This window comes from Cryobacterium soli (assembly GCF_003611035.1).
Classification (GTDB): domain Bacteria; phylum Actinomycetota; class Actinomycetes; order Actinomycetales; family Microbacteriaceae; genus Cryobacterium; species Cryobacterium soli.
The window spans coordinates 1,953,152-1,973,122 of record NZ_CP030033.1 but is presented as its reverse complement, the minus strand read 5'-3'; the positions used below and the strand labels follow the sequence as shown (position 1 = coordinate 1,973,122).

Here is a 19,971-nt window from a genome sequence, read left to right as displayed (position 1 = left end):
ATGGGCGACGTCACCCTTTCCGCACCCACGCCCCCGACCCCGGGCGCTTTCGCGATCGGCGACACGGACTTCCTCCTGAACGGGGAACCGTTCCGGATCCTGGCCGGCGCCATCCACTATTTCCGGGTGCACCCCGATCACTGGGCCGACCGCATCCACAAGGCGAAGCTGATGGGTCTGAACACCATCGAAACCTACGTGGCCTGGAACGCGCACTCGCCCGTGCGCGGCACCTTCGACACCGTCGGGCAGCTCGACCTGGCCCGGTTCCTCGACCTGATCGCGGCCGAGGGTATGTACGCCATCGTGCGGCCCGGCCCGTTCATCTGCGCCGAGTGGGACAACGGGGGACTGCCCGGCTGGCTCTTCGCCGACCCCGCCGTGGGCGTGCGCCGCAACGAACCGCTCTACATGACGGCCGTGGCCGAGTACTTCGACCGGTTGCTTCCGATCGTGGCGTCCCGGCAGATCGACCGCGGCGGGCCCGTGATCCTCGTGCAGATCGAGAACGAATACGGCGCCTACGGCGACGACAAGGACTACCTGCGCGCGCTCGTGGAGCTCAACCGGGCCGGCGGCATCACCGTGCCGCTCACCACGATCGACCAGCCCACAGACCAGATGCTCGACGACGGCAGCCTGCCCGAGCTGCACAAGACCGGCTCCTTCGGATCCCGCGCCACCGAACGCCTGGCCGTGCTCCGCCGGCACCAGCCCACCGGGCCGCTCATGTGCGCCGAGTTCTGGAACGGCTGGTTCGACCACTGGGGCGCGCACCACCACACCACCTCGGCGGAGGATTCCGCGCGGGAGCTGGACGACCTGCTCGCCACCGGCGCATCCGTATCGCTCTACATGTTCACCGGTGGCACCAACTTCGGCTTCACCAACGGCGCCAACGACAAGGGCGTGTTCCAGCCCACCGTCACCTCCTACGACTACGACGCCCCGCTCTCGGAGAGTGGCGAGGTGACGGCCAAGTACCTCGCCTTCCGCGAGGTGCTGACCCGGTATGCGCCGGTTGCCGCGGATGCCGCGTTGCCGCCGCTGCCCGAACCCGCGAACCCGGCCCCGGCCTTCGACGTGGTGCTCGACGAATCCGTGTCGCTCTGGGATGCCCTCCCGGAGCTGGCCGACACGAGTGCCGCCTGGGCCGCTGAGCTGCCCAGCATGGATGCGCTCGGCCAGTACACCGGGTTCGCCCTGTACCGCAGCCGGCTCACGCCCGGCGCCCGGGTGCTCTCCTTCGGCGAGGTGCGCGACCGTGCGCAGGTCTTCGTCGACGGCACCGCCGTCGGTGTGCTGCAGCGCGACCACCACGACCGCTCGCTCAGCCTGCCGCCGGGGGACCGGCTCGACCTGCTCGTGGAGGACCAGGGCCGGGTCAACTACGGCCCCCGCATCGGCGAGGACAAGGGCCTGATCGGCCCGGCCACCCTCGACCGCGTCGACCTCGCCCATTGGCAGGTGCTTCCGCTCGATGTGGACGGGTTCGTGCGCTCCGGCAGCGGCCTCTTCGCCCCCCAGCACGGGCAGCACGGCGCCGCGACCGCCGCTTCATCGCATCGTGCACCGATCGCCGGCCCCGGCGCGGTCGACCTCGATCTCGACGTGGAGCTCGACCTCGCCCTCAACCTCACCCCTACCCCGCAGCTGAGCTCCCCGGCGCCGCTGTCTGCGACCACACCCGGGTTGGCTGCCACCGCGCCGATGTCGCGTGCGACCTCGCCCGCGGCGACGGCCACCGTGCCCGCGTCGACGACCGACGCGCCCGGATCGCCGGCGCCGCTGTCGCTGGTTCCGGACGCAGAGGTCGCTGGCTCTCTCTGCGGTCCGGCGTTCGCGCGCGGCCGGTTCGGCGCCGAGCCTGGCGTGGACCTGTTCCTCAGCACCGCCGGTTGGGGCAAGGGTCAGGCCTGGATCAACGGGTTCAACCTGGGCCGGTTCTGGGACCGCGGCCCGCAGACCACGCTGTACGTGCCCGGCCCGGTGCTCCGCGCCGAGAATGAGTTGGTCATCCTGTGCCTGCACGGCACCGAGAGCACCCGGATCAGCTTCGTGCCGCGCCCCCACCTCGGCCACACCGACTTCTAGGGGCCACCTCGCCAGGTCTCGAGAAGCTCGACCGACGTTGGGGCGCGCCCGTCTCGTTGGTTGAGCTTGTCGAAACCTGGAGAGCATCCCCGCGTTCGCCCCGCTGTCACCAGTGCGGACTACTGCGTCCGCTACGCCGGGCGCACTAGTCCGCTTGGGCAACAGTTGCGCCGTTTCTCCAGCGAACTGTAAAACTAACTTTCCACTAGGGTGGAAAGTAACCTTTACACATTGGTCGCCAGGTCAGGAGTTCGTCATGAAGGTCCGGTTCGTCTACATCGCCTATATCGCCGTGTTGGTCGTCGTTGGCGGAGCGGTGGGTGGGTTCGCGGGCGTGGCGCGAGACGCCGATGTCGCACCGTGGGTACCCATCGCTCTCATGGTGTTGCAGTTCCTCGTGATCGTCGGCGGCGGCCTGGGCATCAATGTGCTTCGCCGGTGGATCGGGCGCCGCGAGCTCACGTCGGCCCCGGACAGTTTCGAGCGCCAGGTGGCCACGCAGGCTCAAGCCAAAGCCTTCATCGACCTGCTGATCCTCACCCTTGTCGCGGGATGCCTGTTCGTCGTGTTCCCCACCCAGACGAATCCGGCCTGGGTGCTGATCGGCTTGGTCGTGGTGCTGGTCGCCGACTTCTGGGTGCGCTACTCGGTGATCACGAGGTCTGCCGCGAAGGCCGCCGCGTGAGGAACCACGTCGAGGCGCTGCGGCGCGAACGCAAGTGGTCGCAAGAGGCTCTCGGCAGAGAGGTGGGGGTGTCCAGGCAAACCGTGAACGCCATCGAAGCGGGCCGATTCAACCCCAGCCTTCCCCTGGCGCTGCGGCTGGCCCGGCTGTTCGAGAAACCCGTGGAAGAGATCTTTTTCGACGAAGACTGACGGCGGTGCCCGCCGAGCCCCACCGCGACCCTCACGTGAACGGAGCGGGAGACTCGCCATCCGCCGCGAGCCCGCACCCCAGCTCCCGCGAAAGCGGGGAAACGGTTGCTTCGCGCTCAGCGAAGCAGCCCTCTGACCACTGTCGCGAGCTCAACGTGTTGCCTGGCCACGCATCCGCCCTGTGCATGGGCCGACCGGCGTGTCAGTGGCACCAAGTACGATTGAACTCGTGGTTACCGCCCTGTATCGCCGTTACCGGCCAGAGACTTTTGCCGAAATGATCGGTCAGTCTCAGGTGACCGATCCGCTCATGACCGCCCTGCGCACCAACCGGGTCAATCATGCCTATCTCTTCAGCGGACCCCGCGGCTGTGGAAAGACGACGTCCGCGCGCATCCTGGCCCGATGCCTCAACTGCGCCGAGGGCCCCACCGACACCCCCTGCGGTGTCTGCCCCAGCTGTGTCGAGCTCTCCCGCGACGGCAGCGGCTCGCTCGACGTGGTCGAGATCGACGCGGCCAGCCACAACGGTGTTGACGATGCCCGCGACATCCGCGAGCGCGCCATCTTCGCGCCGGCCCGCGACCGCTACAAGATCTTCATCCTCGACGAGGCGCACATGGTCACGCCGCAGGGCTTCAACGCGCTGCTCAAGATCGTGGAAGAGCCGCCGGAACACGTGAAGTTCATCTTCGCTACGACCGAGCCCGAGAAGGTCATCGGCACGATTCGCTCGCGCACCCACCACTACCCGTTCCGGCTCGTGCCGCCGGCGCCCATGCTCGACTACGTGCAACAGCTCTGCGACAGCGAGCACATGACCGTGGCTCCCGGCGTGCTCCCGCTCGTCGTGCGCGCCGGCGGCGGGTCGCCCCGCGACACCCTCTCGCTGCTCGACCAGCTCATGGCCGGCTCCGACACCGAGGCCATCGAGTACGAGCGTGCCGTGGCCCTGCTCGGCTACACCCACGCGACCCTGCTCGACGACGCCGTCGACGCCATCGCCGCCCGCAACTCCTCCGCCGCGTTCGACGCCGTCGACCGGGTCATCCAGACCGGCCAAGACCCGCGCCGCTTCGTCGAAGACCTGCTCGAGCGCATGCGCGACCTCATCATCGTGGCCGCCACCAGCGCCGCCGGTGCCGCCGCCGTGCTCCGGGGCGTACCGCAAGACGAACTCGACCGCATGCAGGTGCAGGCCGCCAAGTTCGGTCCGGCCGAGCTGAGCCGCACCGCCGACATCCTCAACGCCGCCCTCACCGAGATGACCGGCGCCACCTCGCCCCGCCTGCACCTCGAACTCATGATCGCGCGCGTGCTCATCCCCGCCGCCGACGACACCACCCGCGGCGCCCTCGCCCGCGTCGAGCGCCTCGAACGGCGCATCGGCGTCGACGGCGGCAGCACGGATGCGCCGGTCCAGGCCGCCGCGCCCGCGCCCGCGGCGTCCCGCCCGCCGGCCTCCGCGGCCCCAGCCGCGCCGCCGGCCGCCGCGCCGGCCGCCGGCGCTACGCCTGCCCCGGCCGCGGCCGCCGCCCCAGTCGGCGCTGGATGGGCCACTCGCGTGCCCGGATCCCCGGCCGCCACCCCGGGCGACACCGCAGCGACGGCCGCCGCGAAGACCGGCGCGACCGCGGCCACCCCGGCCGCCGACGTTCTCCCCGTCGGCACCAACCCCACCGCGGGCTCCGTGGCCGACTCCGGTGCGCCTGCGTCCTCAGACACTCCTGCGTCCGCCGGCGCTGCCGCCTCGTCCGGCACGCCTGTATCCGCCGAGCCCGCATCCGGTACGCCCGCAGACGACGCGACCTCGGGTGCATCGTCCGCCGCATCCGCCAGTACCGACCCGGCCGAGCCGGCCGGCGCCACCGAGCCTGTCGCGACCCCGGCCGTTCCCGTCGGGCCGGTCACGCTGGCCCAGATCAAGGACGCCTGGCCGCAGATCCTCGACGCCGTCAAGGAGGTCAAGCTCAGCGCCTGGCTCGTGGTGTACACCGCCCGCGTGCTGGACCTGCGCGGCGAGGATATCCTCGTACTGTCTTTCCCCAGCGAGCAGGACATGCAGGGTTTCAAGGCTCAGCAGGCGCCCGGCCAGGGGGTCAGCGAGTTCCTGCGCGGCGCCATCGTCAAGGTGCTCGGCCTGCGCGTGAAGTTCATCGCCCGCGCCGACTCCGAGACCTTCGCCGCGGCGGGCGCCGGCCAGTCCGCCGGAGGAGCTCCCGCGCGCCCGACCGCTGGCGCCGACGCGGCATCCACCTCCCGGCCCTCCAGCGCCGAGTCGGCCCAGGCTCCCGCGGGCGCCGGTCGCGCAGGCTCCGCCCCCGCAAGCTCAGCTGCCGGCCCCACGCCCACCGGCTCGGCCTCCCTGGGCACGGCTTCCGCGGGCACTGCTCCCGCCGGCTCGATGGCCCAGGGATCGTCCGCGTCGAACCCCACCGCGGCAGGCGCCCCGTCATCGGAGTTCGGCGGCCCGTCCGGCAGCGGAACGACCGGTGACGCACGCGCCTTCGGCGCAGGTTCCGGCGCGGGATCAGCCGGAGCGGGTGCAGCCACCGCGACAACAACTCGCTCGGCCACCGCCACCCTCGCGCCGCCGACCACGTCCACCGGATGGGCCACGGTCGTCATTCCCGGATCCGCCGCCGCCCTGGCTGCCGCGGAGACCCTGGCCGAGGAGCCCGCGCTGGCGCCGATCCACGGTGTCCCCGCTGCTGCTGGAGCCCCGGCCGCCAGCGCTTCCCCTGCCGACACAGTCCCCTCCGATACCGGCGCCCGCACCGCCCCCAGCGCCCCGGCAGACGTCCCCTCCGCGCCTGTATCCTCCTCTGCCCCGCAGCCATCGGCCCCGGCGGCACCGGGCTACGACTACGCACCGGAGCCCGACTTCGACCCACCCTTCGACGAAGAACCGCCGCCCTACGACGACCTGCCGCCGGACCCGCAGCGGTTCTCTGCACCCGGCGGCGGGCCCGGCAGCCAGCCGACCGCGCAGCCGCCCGCGGCGCCACAGCAGGCTCGTGGCCAGCAGGCGCCCGGTCAGGCACCGGCAGCCGGGGCATCCGCGACCGCCGCGCCTGCCGCATCCGCCCCCGCCGGTCAGCGTGGTGCTCCGGCCCGACGCTCACCCGCGTTCGCGGAGAAGCAACGGTACGGCGAGGCGGTGGTGCGCGAGATTCTCGGCGCCACGTTCATCGAGGAGCAGCCGCACGACCCCATCTCGCGACAGAGGAACGACAACTAAATGTACGAAGGAATCGTTCAGGAACTCATCGACGAGCTCGGTCGGCTGCCCGGTATCGGCCCCAAATCCGCGCAGCGGATCGCGTTCCACATCTTGCAGACCAAGAACTTCGACGTGTCACACCTGGCGAACGTACTGCTCGAGGTGCGCGACAAGGTGAAGTTCTGTGAGATCTGCGGCAACGTCTCCGAGCAGGAGACCTGCATGATCTGCCGCGACCCGCGCCGCAACCCCACCTCCATCTGCGTGGTCGAAGAGGCCAAGGATGTCGTCGCCATCGAACGCACCCGCGAGTTCAAGGGCCTGTACCACGTGCTCGGCGGAGCGATCAGCCCCATCGACGGCATCGGACCCGACGACCTGCGCATCCGTCAGCTGATGACGCGCCTGGCCGACAACACCGTGCAAGAGGTGATCATCGCCACCGATCCCAACCTCGAGGGCGAGGCCACTGCCACCTATCTGTCGCGTCTGCTGACGACCCTCGACATCAAGGTGAGCCGGCTGGCGTCGGGCCTGCCCGTGGGAGGCGACCTCGAGTACGCCGACGAGGTCACCCTCGGCCGTGCCTTCGAGGGGCGACGCACCGTCACCTCCTAGCGCCCCGTCATGACTGGCCCATTTTGGCTAGTGCGGAGCCCCTCACGACTAGCGAAAATGGGCCAGTCATCCAACCCTCAGAGATGACTGGCCCGGAACTGCTAGTGCGGAGGTGCTCGCGACTAGCAGAAATGGGCCAGTCAGCATCGGGGCCCGCGCGCGGCGTCACATGAACCGGCGAGAATACGAACGCATTTAGGATGGGATGGCGGGATGTCTCCGCGTACCCGGAAGCCAGGAGTGCCCACGTGAGCCTGATCGTGCAGAAGTTCGGCGGATCATCCGTCGCCGACGCCGAGAGCATCAAACGCGTTGCCAAGCGCATCGTCGACACCAAGAAGGCCGGCAACGACATCGTCGTGGCCGTGTCCGCCATGGGCGACTCCACCGACGAGCTGCTGGACCTCGCCCACCAGGTCACCCCGATCCCGGCGCCGCGCGAGCTCGACATGCTGCTCACCGCGGGGGAGCGCATCTCCATGGCGCTGCTGGCCATGGCGATCAAGAGCATGGGCTACGACGCCCGCTCGTTCACCGGCAGCCAGGCCGGCATGATCACGGATGCCCAGCACGGCGCCGCCCGCATCGTCGACGTCACCCCGGGCCGGCTGCGCGACGCACTCGACGAGGGTGCCATCGCCATCGTCGCCGGCTTCCAGGGCTTCAACCGCGACACCAAGGACATCACCACCCTCGGCCGCGGCGGCTCTGACACCACGGCCGTGGCCCTCGCCGCCGCGCTCGGTGCCGACATCTGCGAGATCTACACGGATGTCGACGGCATCTTCACCGCCGACCCGCGCGTTGTGCCCAAGGCGCACAAGCTCGAACGGGTCTCCAGCGAGGAGATGCTCGAGCTCGCCGCCGCTGGTGCCAAGGTGCTCTACATTCGCGCGGTGGAATACGCCCGCCGCCACGGTGTGACCCTGCACGTGCGGTCATCGTTCAACAACAACACCGGCACCATCGTCTACAACCCGGGCGCCATCAGCCCGTACGCCGCCGCAGTATCGAATGGAGAGACAGTGGAAGAGCCCATCATCGCGGGGGTCGCGGCCGACCTCAGCGAGGCCAAGGTCACGGTCGTCGGCGTTCCCGACATCCCCGGCAAGGCCGCGCAGATCTTCAAGATCGTCGCCAAGACCAATGCCAACGTCGACATGATCGTGCAGAACGTCTCGGCCGCCTCCACCGGGCTGACCGACATCTCGTTCACCCTGCCCAAGTCCGAGGGCCAGCAGGTGCTCACCGCGCTCACCAACGAACAGCAGAACGTCGGCTTCGCCGGCCTGCAGTACGACGACCAGATCGGCAAGCTCGCTCTGGTGGGCGCCGGGATGCGCACCAACACCGGTGTCTCCGCGAAGCTGTTCGAGGCCTTGTTCGAGGCCGGCATCAACATCGAGATGATCTCCACCAGCGAGATCCGCATCTCGGTCGTCACCCGGGCCGACACCATCAACCAGGCTCTGCGCGTCGTGCACACGGCCTTCGGCCTGGACGCCGACGACGAGGCCGTTGTGCACGGCGGCACCGGCCGCTGACCCCGTCGGCCGTCGCCCCGGCAGCCGACTATTGCCCGAACGGACATCTGCGCCCGGTACGCCGGTACCATTTGTCCGCTTCGGGAACAGTTCCCCCTCGTGAACGGCCCGCCCCTCCCGACGTCCGGCCCACACCCCGGCATAACTCCTGCAATTTCTGCCAAAAACACCCAAACCGGCCCGATTCGGCGCCGTTCGGGGAGAATTGCAGGAGTTGTGCGCACCCTCCGACTTTTTGCACGGCTTGAGACTTGACTGAGTAAGGACCACACAGTGACCAGCACCGTAGCCACCAGCACCGCACCCAGCAGCACCCGCGCCGGCATCAACATCGGCGTCGTGGGCGCCACCGGCCAGGTCGGTGCCGTGGTGCGCCGTCTGCTCGAGGAGCGCGACTTCCCGGTCGCCAGCATCCGTTACTTCGCGTCGGCGCGCTCCGCGGGCACCACGCTGCCCTGGAAGCACGAGCAGATCGTGGTGGAGGACGCCTCAACGGCCGACCCCACCGGCCTGGATGTGGCCATCTTCTCGGCCGGCGCCACGCTGTCCAAGAGCCAGGCGCCGCGCTTCGCCGCCGCCGGGGTCACCGTGGTCGACAACTCGTCGGGCTGGCGGATGGACCCCGACGTGCCTTTGGTGGTCAGCGAGGTCAACCCGGAGGCCATCGACCGAGCCGTCAAGGGCATCATCGCCAACCCCAACTGCACGACCATGGCGGCCATGCCGGTGCTCAAGGTTCTGCACGACGAGGCCGGCCTCGAACGCCTCATCGTGAGCACCTACCAGGCGGTCTCCGGCAGCGGCCTGGCCGGCGCGCAGGAACTGGCCACGCAGATCCGCGCGGCCGCGAGCGACGACAACCTCTTCCAGCTCGTGCACGACGGTTCGTCGGTGAGCATGCCGGAGCCCACCGTGTACAAGCGGCCCATCGCGTTCGACGTCATCCCGCTTGCCGGGTCGATCGTCGACGACGGCCTGTTCGAGACCGACGAGGAGAAGAAGCTCCGCAACGAGAGCCGCAAGATCCTCGAGCTGCCCGACCTGCTCGTCTCCGGCACCTGCGTGCGTGTGCCGGTGTTCACCGGCCACTCGCTCTCGATCAACGTGGAGTTCGCCAGGCCCATCTCCGTCGCCCGGGCAACCGAGCTGCTCAGCGACGCTCCCGGAGTGCAGCTCACCGACATCCCCACGCCGTTGCAGGCGGCGGGCGCCGACCCGAGCTTCGTGGGACGTATCCGCCAGGATCCCGGGGTGCCGAACGGCCGTGGTCTGGCCCTGTTCATCAGCAACGACAACCTGCGCAAGGGTGCGGCGCTCAACGCCGTGCAGATCGCCGAACTCCTGGCCGCAAAACTCACGGTCGGATAATCCGGCGCGGGCCCGATCCGCGGCAGCGCTCCAGTAGTGTCAGACCTTGTGGAGACAATCAAAGGGGCAGCGGTGGCGGGCCGGGTGGTTTTCGGCCTGTTCGCGGCCACGGCGCTCTTCTTCATCGTCTTCTCGCTGATCGAACTGATCCTCGAGGGCAACCCTGAGCACCTCTTCATCGCGGCTTGCGCTGTGGTCTGCGCGGGCGTGTTCGAGATCCCGCGCTTCCGCCTGGGCGCGCTCGGGTTCCGCAGCCCGGTGGTCGGCCTGCCGATCCTGGTCGTCCTCGCGCTTGAGCCGGCCTTCGCCCCCCGCATCGCCCTGGGTCTGGTCTGCCTCGGTGTGCTGCTCGTGGTGGTGCTCACCGCACGCCGGGTCGAAGTGGCCGTCTACGCGGCCGGTCTCACCGGCGTCGGCGGCGTCGCCTTCCTCGCCACGGTCGCCCTGCTCCACGCCGTCGGCTCCGCCGAACCTGTCGTAGCCGCCGGCGGTGCTGTCGCCTACATCGTCACTGTCGTCGTGATCGAGGCGCTCCGCCGCCGGTTCTCCGGCACCCCGCCCCAGCCCGCCACCGAACACACCTACTCCGCCGTTCGCCTGGTGCTCGTCGGCGGCGGCTACGCGGTGTCCTGTGCCCTGATCGCCATGTGGACGCATCCGTTCTTCGACCTGCGCACCGACACCCTGGCGGTGGCGGTCACCCTCGTGCCGCTCAGCGTCGCGGCCGCGGGCACCATCCTCATCCAGCGCGGAACCGCGATGCGCCGCCGGCTGGCCGGGGTGGTCGCGGGCGTCATCGACCTGAACGCCACCAATCACTTCACCAAGACCGGCGGGCAGATCACGCCCATCACCCTCAGCCCCGTCAACCCCACCGCCGACCTCGCCACGGTGCTGCTGCGCGCCGTGCACGACACCATCGGCGTCGAATCCGCCAGCATCCGGCACGAGCCCGCCGGCCGCGGCGAGATCGACGTGCCGGTGGCCATCACCGTTCTCGGCGGCCAGTACCTGGTGGCCCGTCGCGATGTGATGGATTTCCCCTTCACCAACGACGACCGGCGCGCCCTCGCGGCGCTCGCGCACACCGCCGACGTGGTCTTCACCGCACGGGAGAGCATCGGCGGCCTCACCATCCGCGCCAACACCGACCCGCTCACCGGGCTGCCCAACTACGGCGCCTTCCAGGACGCCCTCGCGAACATCAACGACCACCGTGACTACTCCGAGGCCCTGGCCGTGCTGTTCATCGACCTCGACGACTTCAAGCGGATGAACGACCGCTACGGCCACCAATCCGGCGACGAGATCCTCAGCGAACTCGGCCGCCGGCTCAGCGGCGTCGTGCGCCCGTACGACGTCGTCGCCCGGGTCGGCGGCGACGAGTTCGTCGTGATCCTCACCCGGCTGTCCTCCCTCGCCGAGGCGAAGCTGCTCGCCGAACGCATCATGGAGGCCACGGGCGCCCCGCTCGCCGTGGGCAGCTTCAGCATCAACCCCATCCTCAGCATCGGCCTGGCCTACTCCGCGCACCGGGAGACGGATGTCAACCAGCTGCTGCGCGACGCAGACCGCAGCATGCTCGCCATCAAGAAGTCCCGCCGCCGCGGCGGCCCCGCCAACGAGAGCAGCATCAACATCTCCGGGCACCGTTCCTCGCAGATGAACGACATCGTCGCCCGCGCCATCGACGAGGACCTCCTCGAACTGGCCTTCCAACCCATCGTGAGCCTCGTCACCGGCCAGATCTGGGCGTTCGAGGCCCTTGTGCGCTACACCGACCCCGAGCTCGGCCCGCTGTCGCCGCCCTCCCTGGTGGAGAAGGCCAAGAGCCTCGGCCGGCTCGACGCGCTCACCCGGCAGGTGGCCGTCAAGGCCATGGCCGCGGCGGCCGACTTCCGGCTCATCGAACCGCGTATCGTCTGCATGACCATCAACGTGGAGGCGGGCCAGATCCTGCCCCAACGAGTGGGTTCGTTCGTCGAAGACCTGGCCGAACGCTACCCCGGCATCTCGCTCTGCCTGGAGCTGAACGAGCGCTCCGTGGCCCGCGTCTCTACCGCCGTGCGTGCCCAGGCCGACCACCTGCGTGACATCGGCATCATGATCGCGCTCGACGACTACGGCTCCCAGGACTCCTCGGTCGACGCCCTCGTGCGGATGCCCATGGACATCCTCAAGATCGACAAGAGCCTCGTCGACGACCTCGACGATGTGCGCCAGCGCGAGGTGCTCACGGCGCTGCAGGGCTTCGGCGACAACCTCGAGTACTCGATGATCGTGGAGGGTGTCGAGAACGAGGCCATGGCCGCCCACCTGTCCTCGTTGGGTATCCGGAGCGCACAGGGATTCCACTACGGGGTGCCGCGCAGTTTCGAGAAGACCCTCGCCCGCCTGGAGGAATTCGGAGCGGCCGCCGTACTGCCTGTGCGCGCCGTGTCTGGGTTGTCGCTGTAAAGGTTAGGGTCACAGTATGGTCGAGCAGATATTGAGGATGCCGCGCGTCGGCGTGCGGGAGCGCGTGGAACGCAGCGTCTTCCTCTCCCAGCTGCTCTTGGCCGCGGCCACCCTGCTGCTGGTGGTCGTCACCGTCGTCAACAATGCGGCCATGTTCGCGGCCCCGCTGTACTTCCTCGGCGTGATGATCATCTTCGCCGCCACCGGCCTTGCCGCGGCGGTGCCGTGGCGCCTGTTCCCCAAGTCGTGGATCGTGATCCTCCCGCTGCTGGACATCGTCGGGCTCACCCTGGCCCGGGAAGCCCAGCCGCAACTGGGTGTCAGTTTCCTGCTCGTCTTCCCGGTCATCTGGATGTCCACCCACTTCGGCCTGGCAGGGGCGACCGGCAGTGTGCTGTTCTCCGCCGTGCTGCTCTGGGCCGGTTTGCCGTTGAAATTCTTCACCGATCCGCTGAACGCCACGGGCTACACGGCCGGCCAGGCGCCGCTGCTGGCGGTGGTGACGATCATGCTCGCGTTCGTCGCCTCGGTCACCTACACCTCCAACCGACGCGCCCAGGCGCAGCGGGTGCTGCTCACCCAGCAAGCGGGCCTGTTCGAGGCGGCGCTGCAGCGCTCCCGCCGCCAGGAGCAGACCCTCGACGAGATCTTCAACACCGTCGACTTCGGTGTCGTCGGGTACAACAAAGACACCACGGTGAACTTCATCAACCGGGCCCAACGATCGCTGCTCGCCCGGTTCGGGGTGAGCGACGGGGTCGGCCTGGACGCCATAGTTTTCAAGGAAGACGGGGTCACCCTCTTCGAGGGCCCGGACCGGCCCACCCAGCGGGCCATGCGCGGCGAAACCGTCGACCGGGTGACGGTGTGGGTCGGTTCGCCCGACCAGCAGCAGGCCGCCGTGCTCGTGTCGGCCCGGCCCATCCGCGACACCGCCGGCCGGTTCGACGGTGGGGTGCTGGTGACCCGCGACGTCACGGCCGAGGTGCGCGCGGTGCAGGCCAGGGACGACCTCGTCGCCTCCGTCTCCCACGAGCTGCGCACCCCGCTGACCTCGATTCTGGGCTACCTCGAGTTGGCGCTCGACGACGAGCGGGTCGACCCCGACACCCGGCGGATGCTGGAAATCGCGTCGAAGAACGCCGACCGGCTGCTCGAGATCGTCTCCGGGCTGCTCACCGCGGCCAGCGCCTCCAAGGAAGGCCTGGCGCTGAACGTGGCGGCGTGCGATCTGACCGCCATCATCACGGATGCCGCCGAATCGGCCGAGCCGTTGGCCTCGCAACGCGGCATTCGATTCGAACTCGTCGACCTGCCCGAGATCATTGTGATCGCCGACGCCTTCCGGCTGCGCCAGGTCGTGGACAACGTCTTCTCGAACGCGATCAAGTACAACGTGGAGTCCGGCAAGGTCACTGTGTCGGCGCACGAAGTGGACTGCGGCATCGAGGTACGCGTCGCCGACACCGGCCGCGGCATGAGCGAAGACGAGCAGGGCAACCTGTTCGACCGGTTCTACCGGGCCGACTCTGTACGCGGCTCCAGCGTGCACGGCACCGGGCTGGGCCTCAGCATCAGCCGGGAGATCATGCGCGAGCATGGCGGCGACCTCAGACTTGAATCCGTCAAAGGCAAGGGAACCACGGCGATCGCCACGCTCCCGGTGAACAGAGGGTGAGCGTGGACTGCCACGCCCGCCGGGGGACAACATGGAACTAGACGCACCGACACTGCAGATGATCAGCGGGCTGATGGTGGTGCTCTGCGGGGCATCCTTCATTTTCAACACCGCGCTCAACCGCAACGACCCGCCCGGGCGACTGTGGAGCCTCGCTTTCGTGACGGGCATCATGGTGGCCGTCGGCTACGGCGTCTATGCCATCAGCGACACCGCCTGGTGGGCCATCGCCCTGGCCAACACCGCACTGGTGATCTCCATCGGCTCGCTCTGGTCGGGCAGCCGGGTCTACAACGGCCGGTCCTCGGCCTTCCTCGTTGTCGGCGGACTGGCCCTCATCGTCGGTGTCGTCACGATCATCCCCGGTGAGGACGGCGGCGAATGGGCCGGCGCAGGGCTGCTCTGGCTGGTCATCTCCTCGCTCGGCGCCCTCGGCGGTGCAGAGGCGATGCGGCGCCGGCTGCGCCGCAACGTGAACGGACGCATCCTCGCGATCGTCCTGTTCCTCGCCTGCCTCTTCTACCTCGGCCGCGCGGTCACCTTCCTCCTGGACGGCCCGGGGAGCATCACCTTCACCACCTACTTCGGTACGGGCACCACCTCGATCTTCAACATGGCGCTCATCGTCACGGCGAGCATCGCGGTGTCGATCCTGCGAGCCGAGCGGGTGGGCAGCAACGCCGTCGGTGACATCGCCGTGGGCATCCACTCGGCCGCCGGCGTGCTCTCCGGGCCGTCGTTCCGTCAGGCCGCAGCCGACCACCTGCAGCGGGCCGAGATGTCCGAGCGTGGGCTTGCCGTGATCGGCGCGGACATCGACAACCTGCCCGAGATCAACACCGCGTTCGGCCGCACCGCGGGGGATGAGGCCATCTCCCGGTTCGCCGACACGCTCCGCGGCAGCGCCCCGATGATGGCCCAGATCGGCCACCTGGCCGCCGGCCGGTTCTTCATCCTGGCCGGGGTGTCCTCCGCCACCGAGGCCCGGGCGATCACCGAACGGGTGCAGAACGCCCTGGTCGACGGCCCGCTGGGCGAGTCGTACCAGATCCGGCTCACGGCGAGTTTCGGCATCGCCGACACCTTCGACCACGGCTACGACCTCGGTGCGCTCAGCGACGCGGTCAACCAGGCGATCGACATCGTCAAGCACCGCGGCGGCAACGACATCGCCGTGGCCGTGGATGCGGCCCCGATTCCCCGCGGCGACCTCTGACCCGACGCGCGAACAAGCATCCGCGAACTGGGAGCTGAGCGCCACAAGACTCGAGTTCGCGTGCCCCACTCACGGTTCCCGAGTGGGGCCGGCGGTCACTGCGCGATGGCGATGGTGAGCTGGTCGCTCGCGGTCTGCTTGGCGAACGTCGTCGACGTGGGCGTCGTCTGGATGAGCAGCTCATAGGTGAACGACAGGGTGACGCTGGTGGCGGCCGGGTCGATCGCCGAGAGCACGTACGTCTGGCCGTAGCTGTACGGCGCCTTCATGACGTACCCGGTGGGCAGGGAGGACTGGTCGACGAACGTGGCCGGGGCATCCAAGGCCCCGGTGGGGCCGCTGACGGCCGTGACGATGCTGACCTTGGACAGGTAGACACCCTGGCCGTCATCGGTGCCCAGCGCGGCGCTGACCGAGAAGCTCACGGGCTTGTTCGCCGACGCGGTCCACTGGTCCATGCTCAGCGACGATGAGTAGTCCACCGTGAGGGCCGCATCGCCGGCGACGAGCTCGTGCCGGGCCGAACCGGCCGACAGATCGTTGACGATCGGGGTGATGGTGGCCTTCGCGGTGGGCGTGGGTGTGCTGCCCGCGGCATCCAAACCGGCCCAGGGCGCCTGCCCACAGGCGGCGAGGCTGAGCGTGAGGGCGGCGGCCACGGTGAGCGACGCGAGGCGCGTGCGGGTCGTCGTCGGCATGTGGTCCCCCCGGTAATCGTGTGGGCGTGCTGCTGCTGCGCCGTTCTTGAGCTTATCTTGAGAAAACCTTGACACGTCCTCAGCACAAACCGGGAGTTGCCCTGACAAAGTTGCACATGTGAACGAGAGAAACCGCTACGCCAAGCCCGCGCCCGTCGACCCGGTGCTCGCTGCCTACGCCAATGAATTCAATGAAATGGTCGAGGGCCTCCCCACCTTCCGCCCCACTATCGGATGCATCGTGCCGGCGTACAACGAAGCCGACTCGATCGGCGGGGTGCTCGACTCCCTGCTCGCCCAGACGCGCCTTCCCGACGTGATCCACGTGGTGGTCAACAACACCACCGACGACACCGTGAAGATCGCCAGCCAGTACGCCGGCCCGCACGAGGTCGTCACGGACGGCGTCATGCAGTTCACCGAGGTGTTCGTGCACGACATCGGCGAGAACCCCGACAAGAAGGTCGGCGCGCTCAACTACGGCTACTCACTCATCGAGGGCTGTGACTTCCTGCTCGGCGTCGACGGCGACACGACCGCGGCGACGAACGCCGTGGAGCAGCTCGAGGCCGAGATCGCCTCGGACACCCGCGTCGGCGGCATCTCGGCGATTTACAGCATCGACGACACCGTCATCAAGGGCGTCGTGCCGAGCTTCCTCATCGCCGGCCAGCGTGCCCAGTTCGCCGCCTTCAACATGCAGAACATGCTGCGCGGCCGCAACATGGCCGTGCTCGGCGGCCAGTTCTCGATCTTCTCCACCAAGGCGCTGCGCGAGGTGATGGTGGACAGCCATCAGGCCACCCCGTGGGTGAAGGACAGCGAGGTGGAGGACTCGCTGCTCTCCCTGCAGATCAAGAGCGCCGGCTACCTCACCAAGATCAGCGCCCAGGCGCGCGCCAACGTGGGCGGCATGACCACCCTGCGCGGCCTGGATGCCCAGCAGGTCAAGTGGAACTTCGGCGCCATCGAACTCATGTGGCCGGGTCAGCGCGGCGACACGAAGGGCCAGCCGTTCCACCCCAACCTGCGGCTGCGCTGGATCGAGAACTTCTCGATGGTGGTCAACGTGCTCACCCGGGTGATGTTCTTCATCCTGCTGTTCGCCTCCCTGTCGATCGGCGCGTTCGTGTTCAGCCCCATCTGGTTGATCCCTCCCACCGTGGCGCTGCTGCTCAACCTGCGCACGGCCATGTCGATGAAGAATCGCAACGGCAAGGACATCTTCTTCGCCATCGCCTTCTTCCCCGCCGAGATCTACATGTGGGTGCGGATCGGCCACTTCGTGCGGGCCTGGACCAAGTTCGCCAGCAACAAGCAGGTTGACAACTGGGCGGAGCAGGCCAAGGCCGAGCGCGGCTCAGGCAACGCCCACCTCGTGCCGCTGCTGGTCGGCGTGGCCGCCGCCGCCGCGATGGTGTTCATCTGGTTGCAGCTGCCCGTCGTCATCCAGTCGACCATCCTCTGGATCGGCTGGCCGATCCTCGGAGTCACCACTGTGCTGCAGACTCTTACTATGTTCTTCACCCTGATCAAGCGCCACCGCGGCTACCGGGTGTGAGCGCCCACATCGAAGCCACGGCGTTACGGACCCTGCTCACCCAGATGGGCGGGGACCGCGAGATGCAGCGCCGTTTTGTGCACGACTTCGTGCACCTGTGGCGCAGCCGCTCGCAGCGCCTCGCCACGGCACTGGCCTTTCCGGATGCCGAAGAGGCTCACGTCGTGCTGCTCAGCATCCGCTCGAGCAGCACCATGGTGGGCGCCGTGACGGTGGAGGCCACCGCCGCGATGATGCACGACGCCCTTCGTGACGGCGACATCGCCGGCTCGGCCCGGCACATCGACCGGCTCAACGAGGTGGGGGAGCAGGCCTGCCACGACCTCGCCACGATGTTCGCCCTGCAGCGCTGACGGCGCAGTACCGACCCCATACGCCCGCACACCCGTCCGGCCACGCACCCATCCCGCCGGTCGCGCAACCCACCCGCCGGTCGAGCCCAGTTCCCGCGGGTCGAGCCCCGTTCCGCTGGTCGAGCCTGTCGAGACCCCGCGACCCGTCGCGTGAACCCGCGCTAGTAGGTCTCGCGTCCGGCCTCGTCTGACGCCGCCAGCCGGTAGCCCACCCCGCGCACGGTCTCCAGCCAGCGCGGCGCGGTGAGGCTGTCGCCGAGCTTGCGGCGCAGGTTGCTCAGGTGCGCCTCGACGGCCCGCTTGTCGGCCTCGTTGACGTAGTACGAGGTCACGTAGCTCTCACCGCGCAGCAGCAGCGCCAGGTCGGCCTTGCTGCGCACCCGGCGCTTGGACTCGAGCAGCGCGGCCAGCAGGTCGAACTCGGTGCGGGTGAGGTCGAGCTCGGCCGAGCCGAGCATCGCCAGGCGCATGTCGTTGCTCAACCGCAGCCCGTTGTGCTCGATCCAGTCGTCGGCGCGTTCGTCGGCCACGGCGCTGTCGTTGGACACAATGACGGTGGGCGCGGCGGCGGACACATACTCCACCGACACGGGCACCGGGGCCAGGGTCGGGATGACCTCGGCCGGGGGAGCGGCCACCGGCGTCGGCGGCACGTAGGCGGGGGTGTACGGAATCTCGGCGGGAGCAGGCGTGGCCTGCACCTGGACTACCGGAGCGGCGGGCGCGGGCTGGGCGGTCGGAGTATCCGCCGGGTCGCCGGCTGTCGCCGGCGCCGAAGCCAGCCGGGGGCGGCGCAGCATGGCGTCGATGCGGGCGCGCAATTCACGGGGGCGGAACGGCTTGGTGAGGTAGTCGTCCGCGCCGGCCTCGAGGCCCTGCAGCGTGTCGATCTCTTCGTCGCGAGCGGTGAGCATCACCAGGTACGTCGAGCTGAACGCCCGGATGCGCTTGGCGGTTTCGAAGCCGTCCATGCCGGGCATGCTCACATCGAGCGTGGTCACAATGGGGTCGTAGGCGCGCACGGCACGCACGCCATCGAGGCCGTTGCTCGTTGCGATCGCGTCGAATCCGGCCTGTGTGAGCACGGCTTCGAGCAGATGCCGGATATCCGCGTCATCCTCGATGATCACCGCTACCCTGCGTGTTTCTCCAGACGATGACATACCTGAGGATCTTACTCGCCCTGAGCATCCATCAATACCTAGCTGAGGGTCACCAGCCCGCGGCGGCGGCCAGCTGCAGGGCCCGCTCCGGCCACCACTCGCCGGCGGCGGGGCCGTTGTTGCAGGTGCCGTCGCTTTCGCCGGGCTCCTTCACCCAGAGGTTGGCGTCGCGCAGCCCGTCATCGGTGGTGGCTTCGGGGGTCGCGCCGAGTGCCCGTCCGGTGGGGTTGCACCACTCGCCGTTGCTCCCCGCGCCATTGCGGGAGGTGTCGACGATGAAGTGGGCGCCGTTGGTGAGCGCGGAGACGGCCTCGCCGAAGGCCTGTTCGGCGGCCGAGTCGTTGTAGTTGGAGACGTTGGTGGCGAAGCCGCGCACGTTCTGCACGCCGGCCTGGTTGAGCAGGTTGGCGGTGGTGGCCGCATCGAGCCAGTCGGAGTGGCCCGCGTCGAGGTACACCGTGGCGAGGGTGCCCTGCAGGGCGGCGACGCCCTGTTGGATCTGCGCCACCCGCTGGGGCACGTTGCCGCACTGCTGGGCGAGGGCGAGCGCATCCGGTTCGAGAATGACGACGGCCGCGCGGGTGTCGAGGGCAGTGGCGATCGACTCGACCCAGATCGGGTAGTCGCTCTCCGACAGGCCGCCGGTCGAGAAGTTGCCGCAGTCGCGGTCGGGGATGCCGTAGATCACGAACACGGGCAGCTGACCGGCCGCCGCCGCGGCATCCGCGATCGCGGCGACGTCGGCACGCACTGTGTCCATCGGGTATCGCTCCGGCAGCAGCCAGATCGCCGCGGGCTGGTCTGCCAGGCGGGTGAGGGTGGCGGCGTCGGCGGACCCCGGGTCGGCCGCGGCGGCGGCCACCCGGGCCGTTGAATCCGGATTGGTATAGAAGGTCGCCCCGGCGAGGGGGTTGCTGCGCATCGCTTCGACGGCGGTGATCGCGAAGCTGCCGATGAACAGGCCCAGCGCGACGATCGGAGCGGCGAGGGCGATGATGCCCAGGGAGAGGCCGAGACGGCTTCCGGTGGATTCCATTTGGCCACCCTATACGTCGGCGTGCGCCCCGGCGTACGTGTGGGGTGCGCGTGGGTGCGCCTGGTTGCCGCAGGCTCCGGCGGACC

The 19,971-nt window shown here is 69.0% G+C and carries 15 protein-coding genes; 12 read left to right on the top strand and 3 right to left on the bottom strand.

Annotated elements, in window-relative coordinates:
- From DOE79_RS09015 to DOE79_RS08970, 10 genes are all read left to right on the top strand, one after another.
- On the top strand, positions 1-2,094 hold the full coding sequence (locus DOE79_RS09015) for a glycoside hydrolase family 35 protein (RefSeq protein WP_245977225.1): 2,094 nt from the start codon (positions 1-3) through the stop codon (positions 2,092-2,094).
- A gap of 256 nt (positions 2,095-2,350) precedes the next feature.
- Positions 2,351-2,779 (top strand): hypothetical protein, encoded by a 429-nt coding sequence (locus DOE79_RS09010; RefSeq protein WP_120338220.1) that lies wholly within the window; start codon positions 2,351-2,353, stop codon positions 2,777-2,779.
- On the top strand, positions 2,776-2,970 hold the full coding sequence (locus DOE79_RS09005; protein ID WP_120338219.1) for a helix-turn-helix transcriptional regulator: 195 nt from the start codon (positions 2,776-2,778) through the stop codon (positions 2,968-2,970). The genes DOE79_RS09010 and DOE79_RS09005 overlap by 4 nt, the downstream gene beginning before the upstream one ends.
- A 229-nt stretch (positions 2,971-3,199) precedes the next feature.
- Positions 3,200-6,211: a DNA polymerase III subunit gamma and tau gene (locus tag DOE79_RS09000; protein WP_120338218.1), complete on the top strand. Its 3,012-nt coding sequence runs from the start codon at positions 3,200-3,202 to the stop codon at positions 6,209-6,211.
- Positions 6,212-6,811 (top strand): recombination mediator RecR, encoded by a 600-nt coding sequence (recR, locus tag DOE79_RS08995; protein ID WP_066592631.1) that lies wholly within the window; start codon positions 6,212-6,214, stop codon positions 6,809-6,811.
- Between the two features lie 248 nt (positions 6,812-7,059).
- Positions 7,060-8,355, top strand: coding sequence for an aspartate kinase (locus DOE79_RS08990; protein WP_120338217.1), 1,296 nt, complete (start codon positions 7,060-7,062; stop codon positions 8,353-8,355).
- 273 nt (positions 8,356-8,628) lie between these two features.
- A complete protein-coding gene (locus DOE79_RS08985) occupies positions 8,629-9,723 on the top strand; it encodes an aspartate-semialdehyde dehydrogenase (RefSeq protein ID WP_120338216.1) in 1,095 nt (364 codons plus the stop codon).
- Positions 9,724-9,771: 48 nt separating this feature from the next.
- Positions 9,772-12,180 carry a putative bifunctional diguanylate cyclase/phosphodiesterase gene (locus DOE79_RS08980; protein WP_162942685.1) on the top strand — a complete coding sequence of 803 codons (2,409 nt, stop codon included), beginning with the start codon at positions 9,772-9,774 and terminating at the stop codon, positions 12,178-12,180.
- A 16-nt stretch (positions 12,181-12,196) separates the two neighbouring features.
- Positions 12,197-13,858 carry a sensor histidine kinase gene (locus DOE79_RS08975; protein WP_120338214.1) on the top strand — a complete coding sequence of 554 codons (1,662 nt, stop codon included), beginning with the start codon at positions 12,197-12,199 and terminating at the stop codon, positions 13,856-13,858.
- A 31-nt stretch (positions 13,859-13,889) separates the two neighbouring features.
- Positions 13,890-15,074: a GGDEF domain-containing protein gene (locus DOE79_RS08970; RefSeq protein WP_120338213.1), complete on the top strand. Its 1,185-nt coding sequence runs from the start codon at positions 13,890-13,892 to the stop codon at positions 15,072-15,074.
- Positions 15,075-15,169: 95 nt separating this feature from the next.
- Here DOE79_RS08970 and DOE79_RS08965 read toward each other — a convergent pair whose 3' ends face one another.
- Positions 15,170-15,772, bottom strand: coding sequence for a hypothetical protein (locus tag DOE79_RS08965; protein WP_120338212.1), 603 nt, complete (start codon positions 15,770-15,772; stop codon positions 15,170-15,172).
- Between the two features lie 118 nt (positions 15,773-15,890).
- On the opposite strand from DOE79_RS08965, the gene DOE79_RS08960 reads away from it, so the two are divergent.
- Together DOE79_RS08960 and DOE79_RS08955 are read left to right on the top strand one after the other, a co-directional pair.
- A complete protein-coding gene (locus DOE79_RS08960; RefSeq protein ID WP_245977222.1) occupies positions 15,891-17,333 on the top strand; it encodes a glycosyltransferase family 2 protein in 1,443 nt (480 codons plus the stop codon).
- Positions 17,330-17,686: a hypothetical protein gene (locus tag DOE79_RS08955; RefSeq protein WP_120338211.1), complete on the top strand. Its 357-nt coding sequence runs from the start codon at positions 17,330-17,332 to the stop codon at positions 17,684-17,686. Before DOE79_RS08960 ends, DOE79_RS08955 begins: the two co-directional genes overlap by 4 nt.
- Before the next feature lie 161 nt (positions 17,687-17,847).
- On the opposite strand, the gene DOE79_RS08950 is transcribed toward DOE79_RS08955, so the two are convergent.
- Positions 17,848-18,816, bottom strand: a complete 969-nt coding sequence (locus tag DOE79_RS08950; RefSeq protein ID WP_342767957.1) for a response regulator transcription factor — start codon at positions 18,814-18,816, stop codon at positions 17,848-17,850.
- An 82-nt stretch (positions 18,817-18,898) separates the two neighbouring features.
- On the bottom strand, positions 18,899-19,885 hold the full coding sequence (locus DOE79_RS08945) for a glycoside hydrolase family 6 protein (protein WP_120338209.1): 987 nt from the start codon (positions 19,883-19,885) through the stop codon (positions 18,899-18,901).
- Positions 19,886-19,971 lie beyond the last annotated feature (86 nt).

What these genes read in the sequence shown, in the direction of transcription:
- DOE79_RS09015 (WP_245977225.1), top strand. Translation starts at nt 1, where the DNA reads ATGGGCGACGTCACCCTTTCCGCACCCACGCCCCCGACCCCGGGCGCT.
- DOE79_RS09010 (WP_120338220.1), top strand. Translation starts at nt 2,351, where the DNA reads ATGAAGGTCCGGTTCGTCTACATCGCCTATATCGCCGTGTTGGTCGTC.
- recR (WP_066592631.1), top strand. Translation starts at nt 6,212, where the DNA reads ATGTACGAAGGAATCGTTCAGGAACTCATCGACGAGCTCGGTCGGCTG.
- DOE79_RS08975 (WP_120338214.1), top strand. Translation starts at nt 12,197, where the DNA reads ATGGTCGAGCAGATATTGAGGATGCCGCGCGTCGGCGTGCGGGAGCGC.
- DOE79_RS08970 (WP_120338213.1), top strand. Translation starts at nt 13,890, where the DNA reads ATGGAACTAGACGCACCGACACTGCAGATGATCAGCGGGCTGATGGTG.
- DOE79_RS08965 (WP_120338212.1), bottom strand. Translation starts at nt 15,772, where the DNA reads ATGCCGACGACGACCCGCACGCGCCTCGCGTCGCTCACCGTGGCCGCC.
- DOE79_RS08945 (WP_120338209.1), bottom strand. Translation starts at nt 19,885, where the DNA reads ATGGAATCCACCGGAAGCCGTCTCGGCCTCTCCCTGGGCATCATCGCC.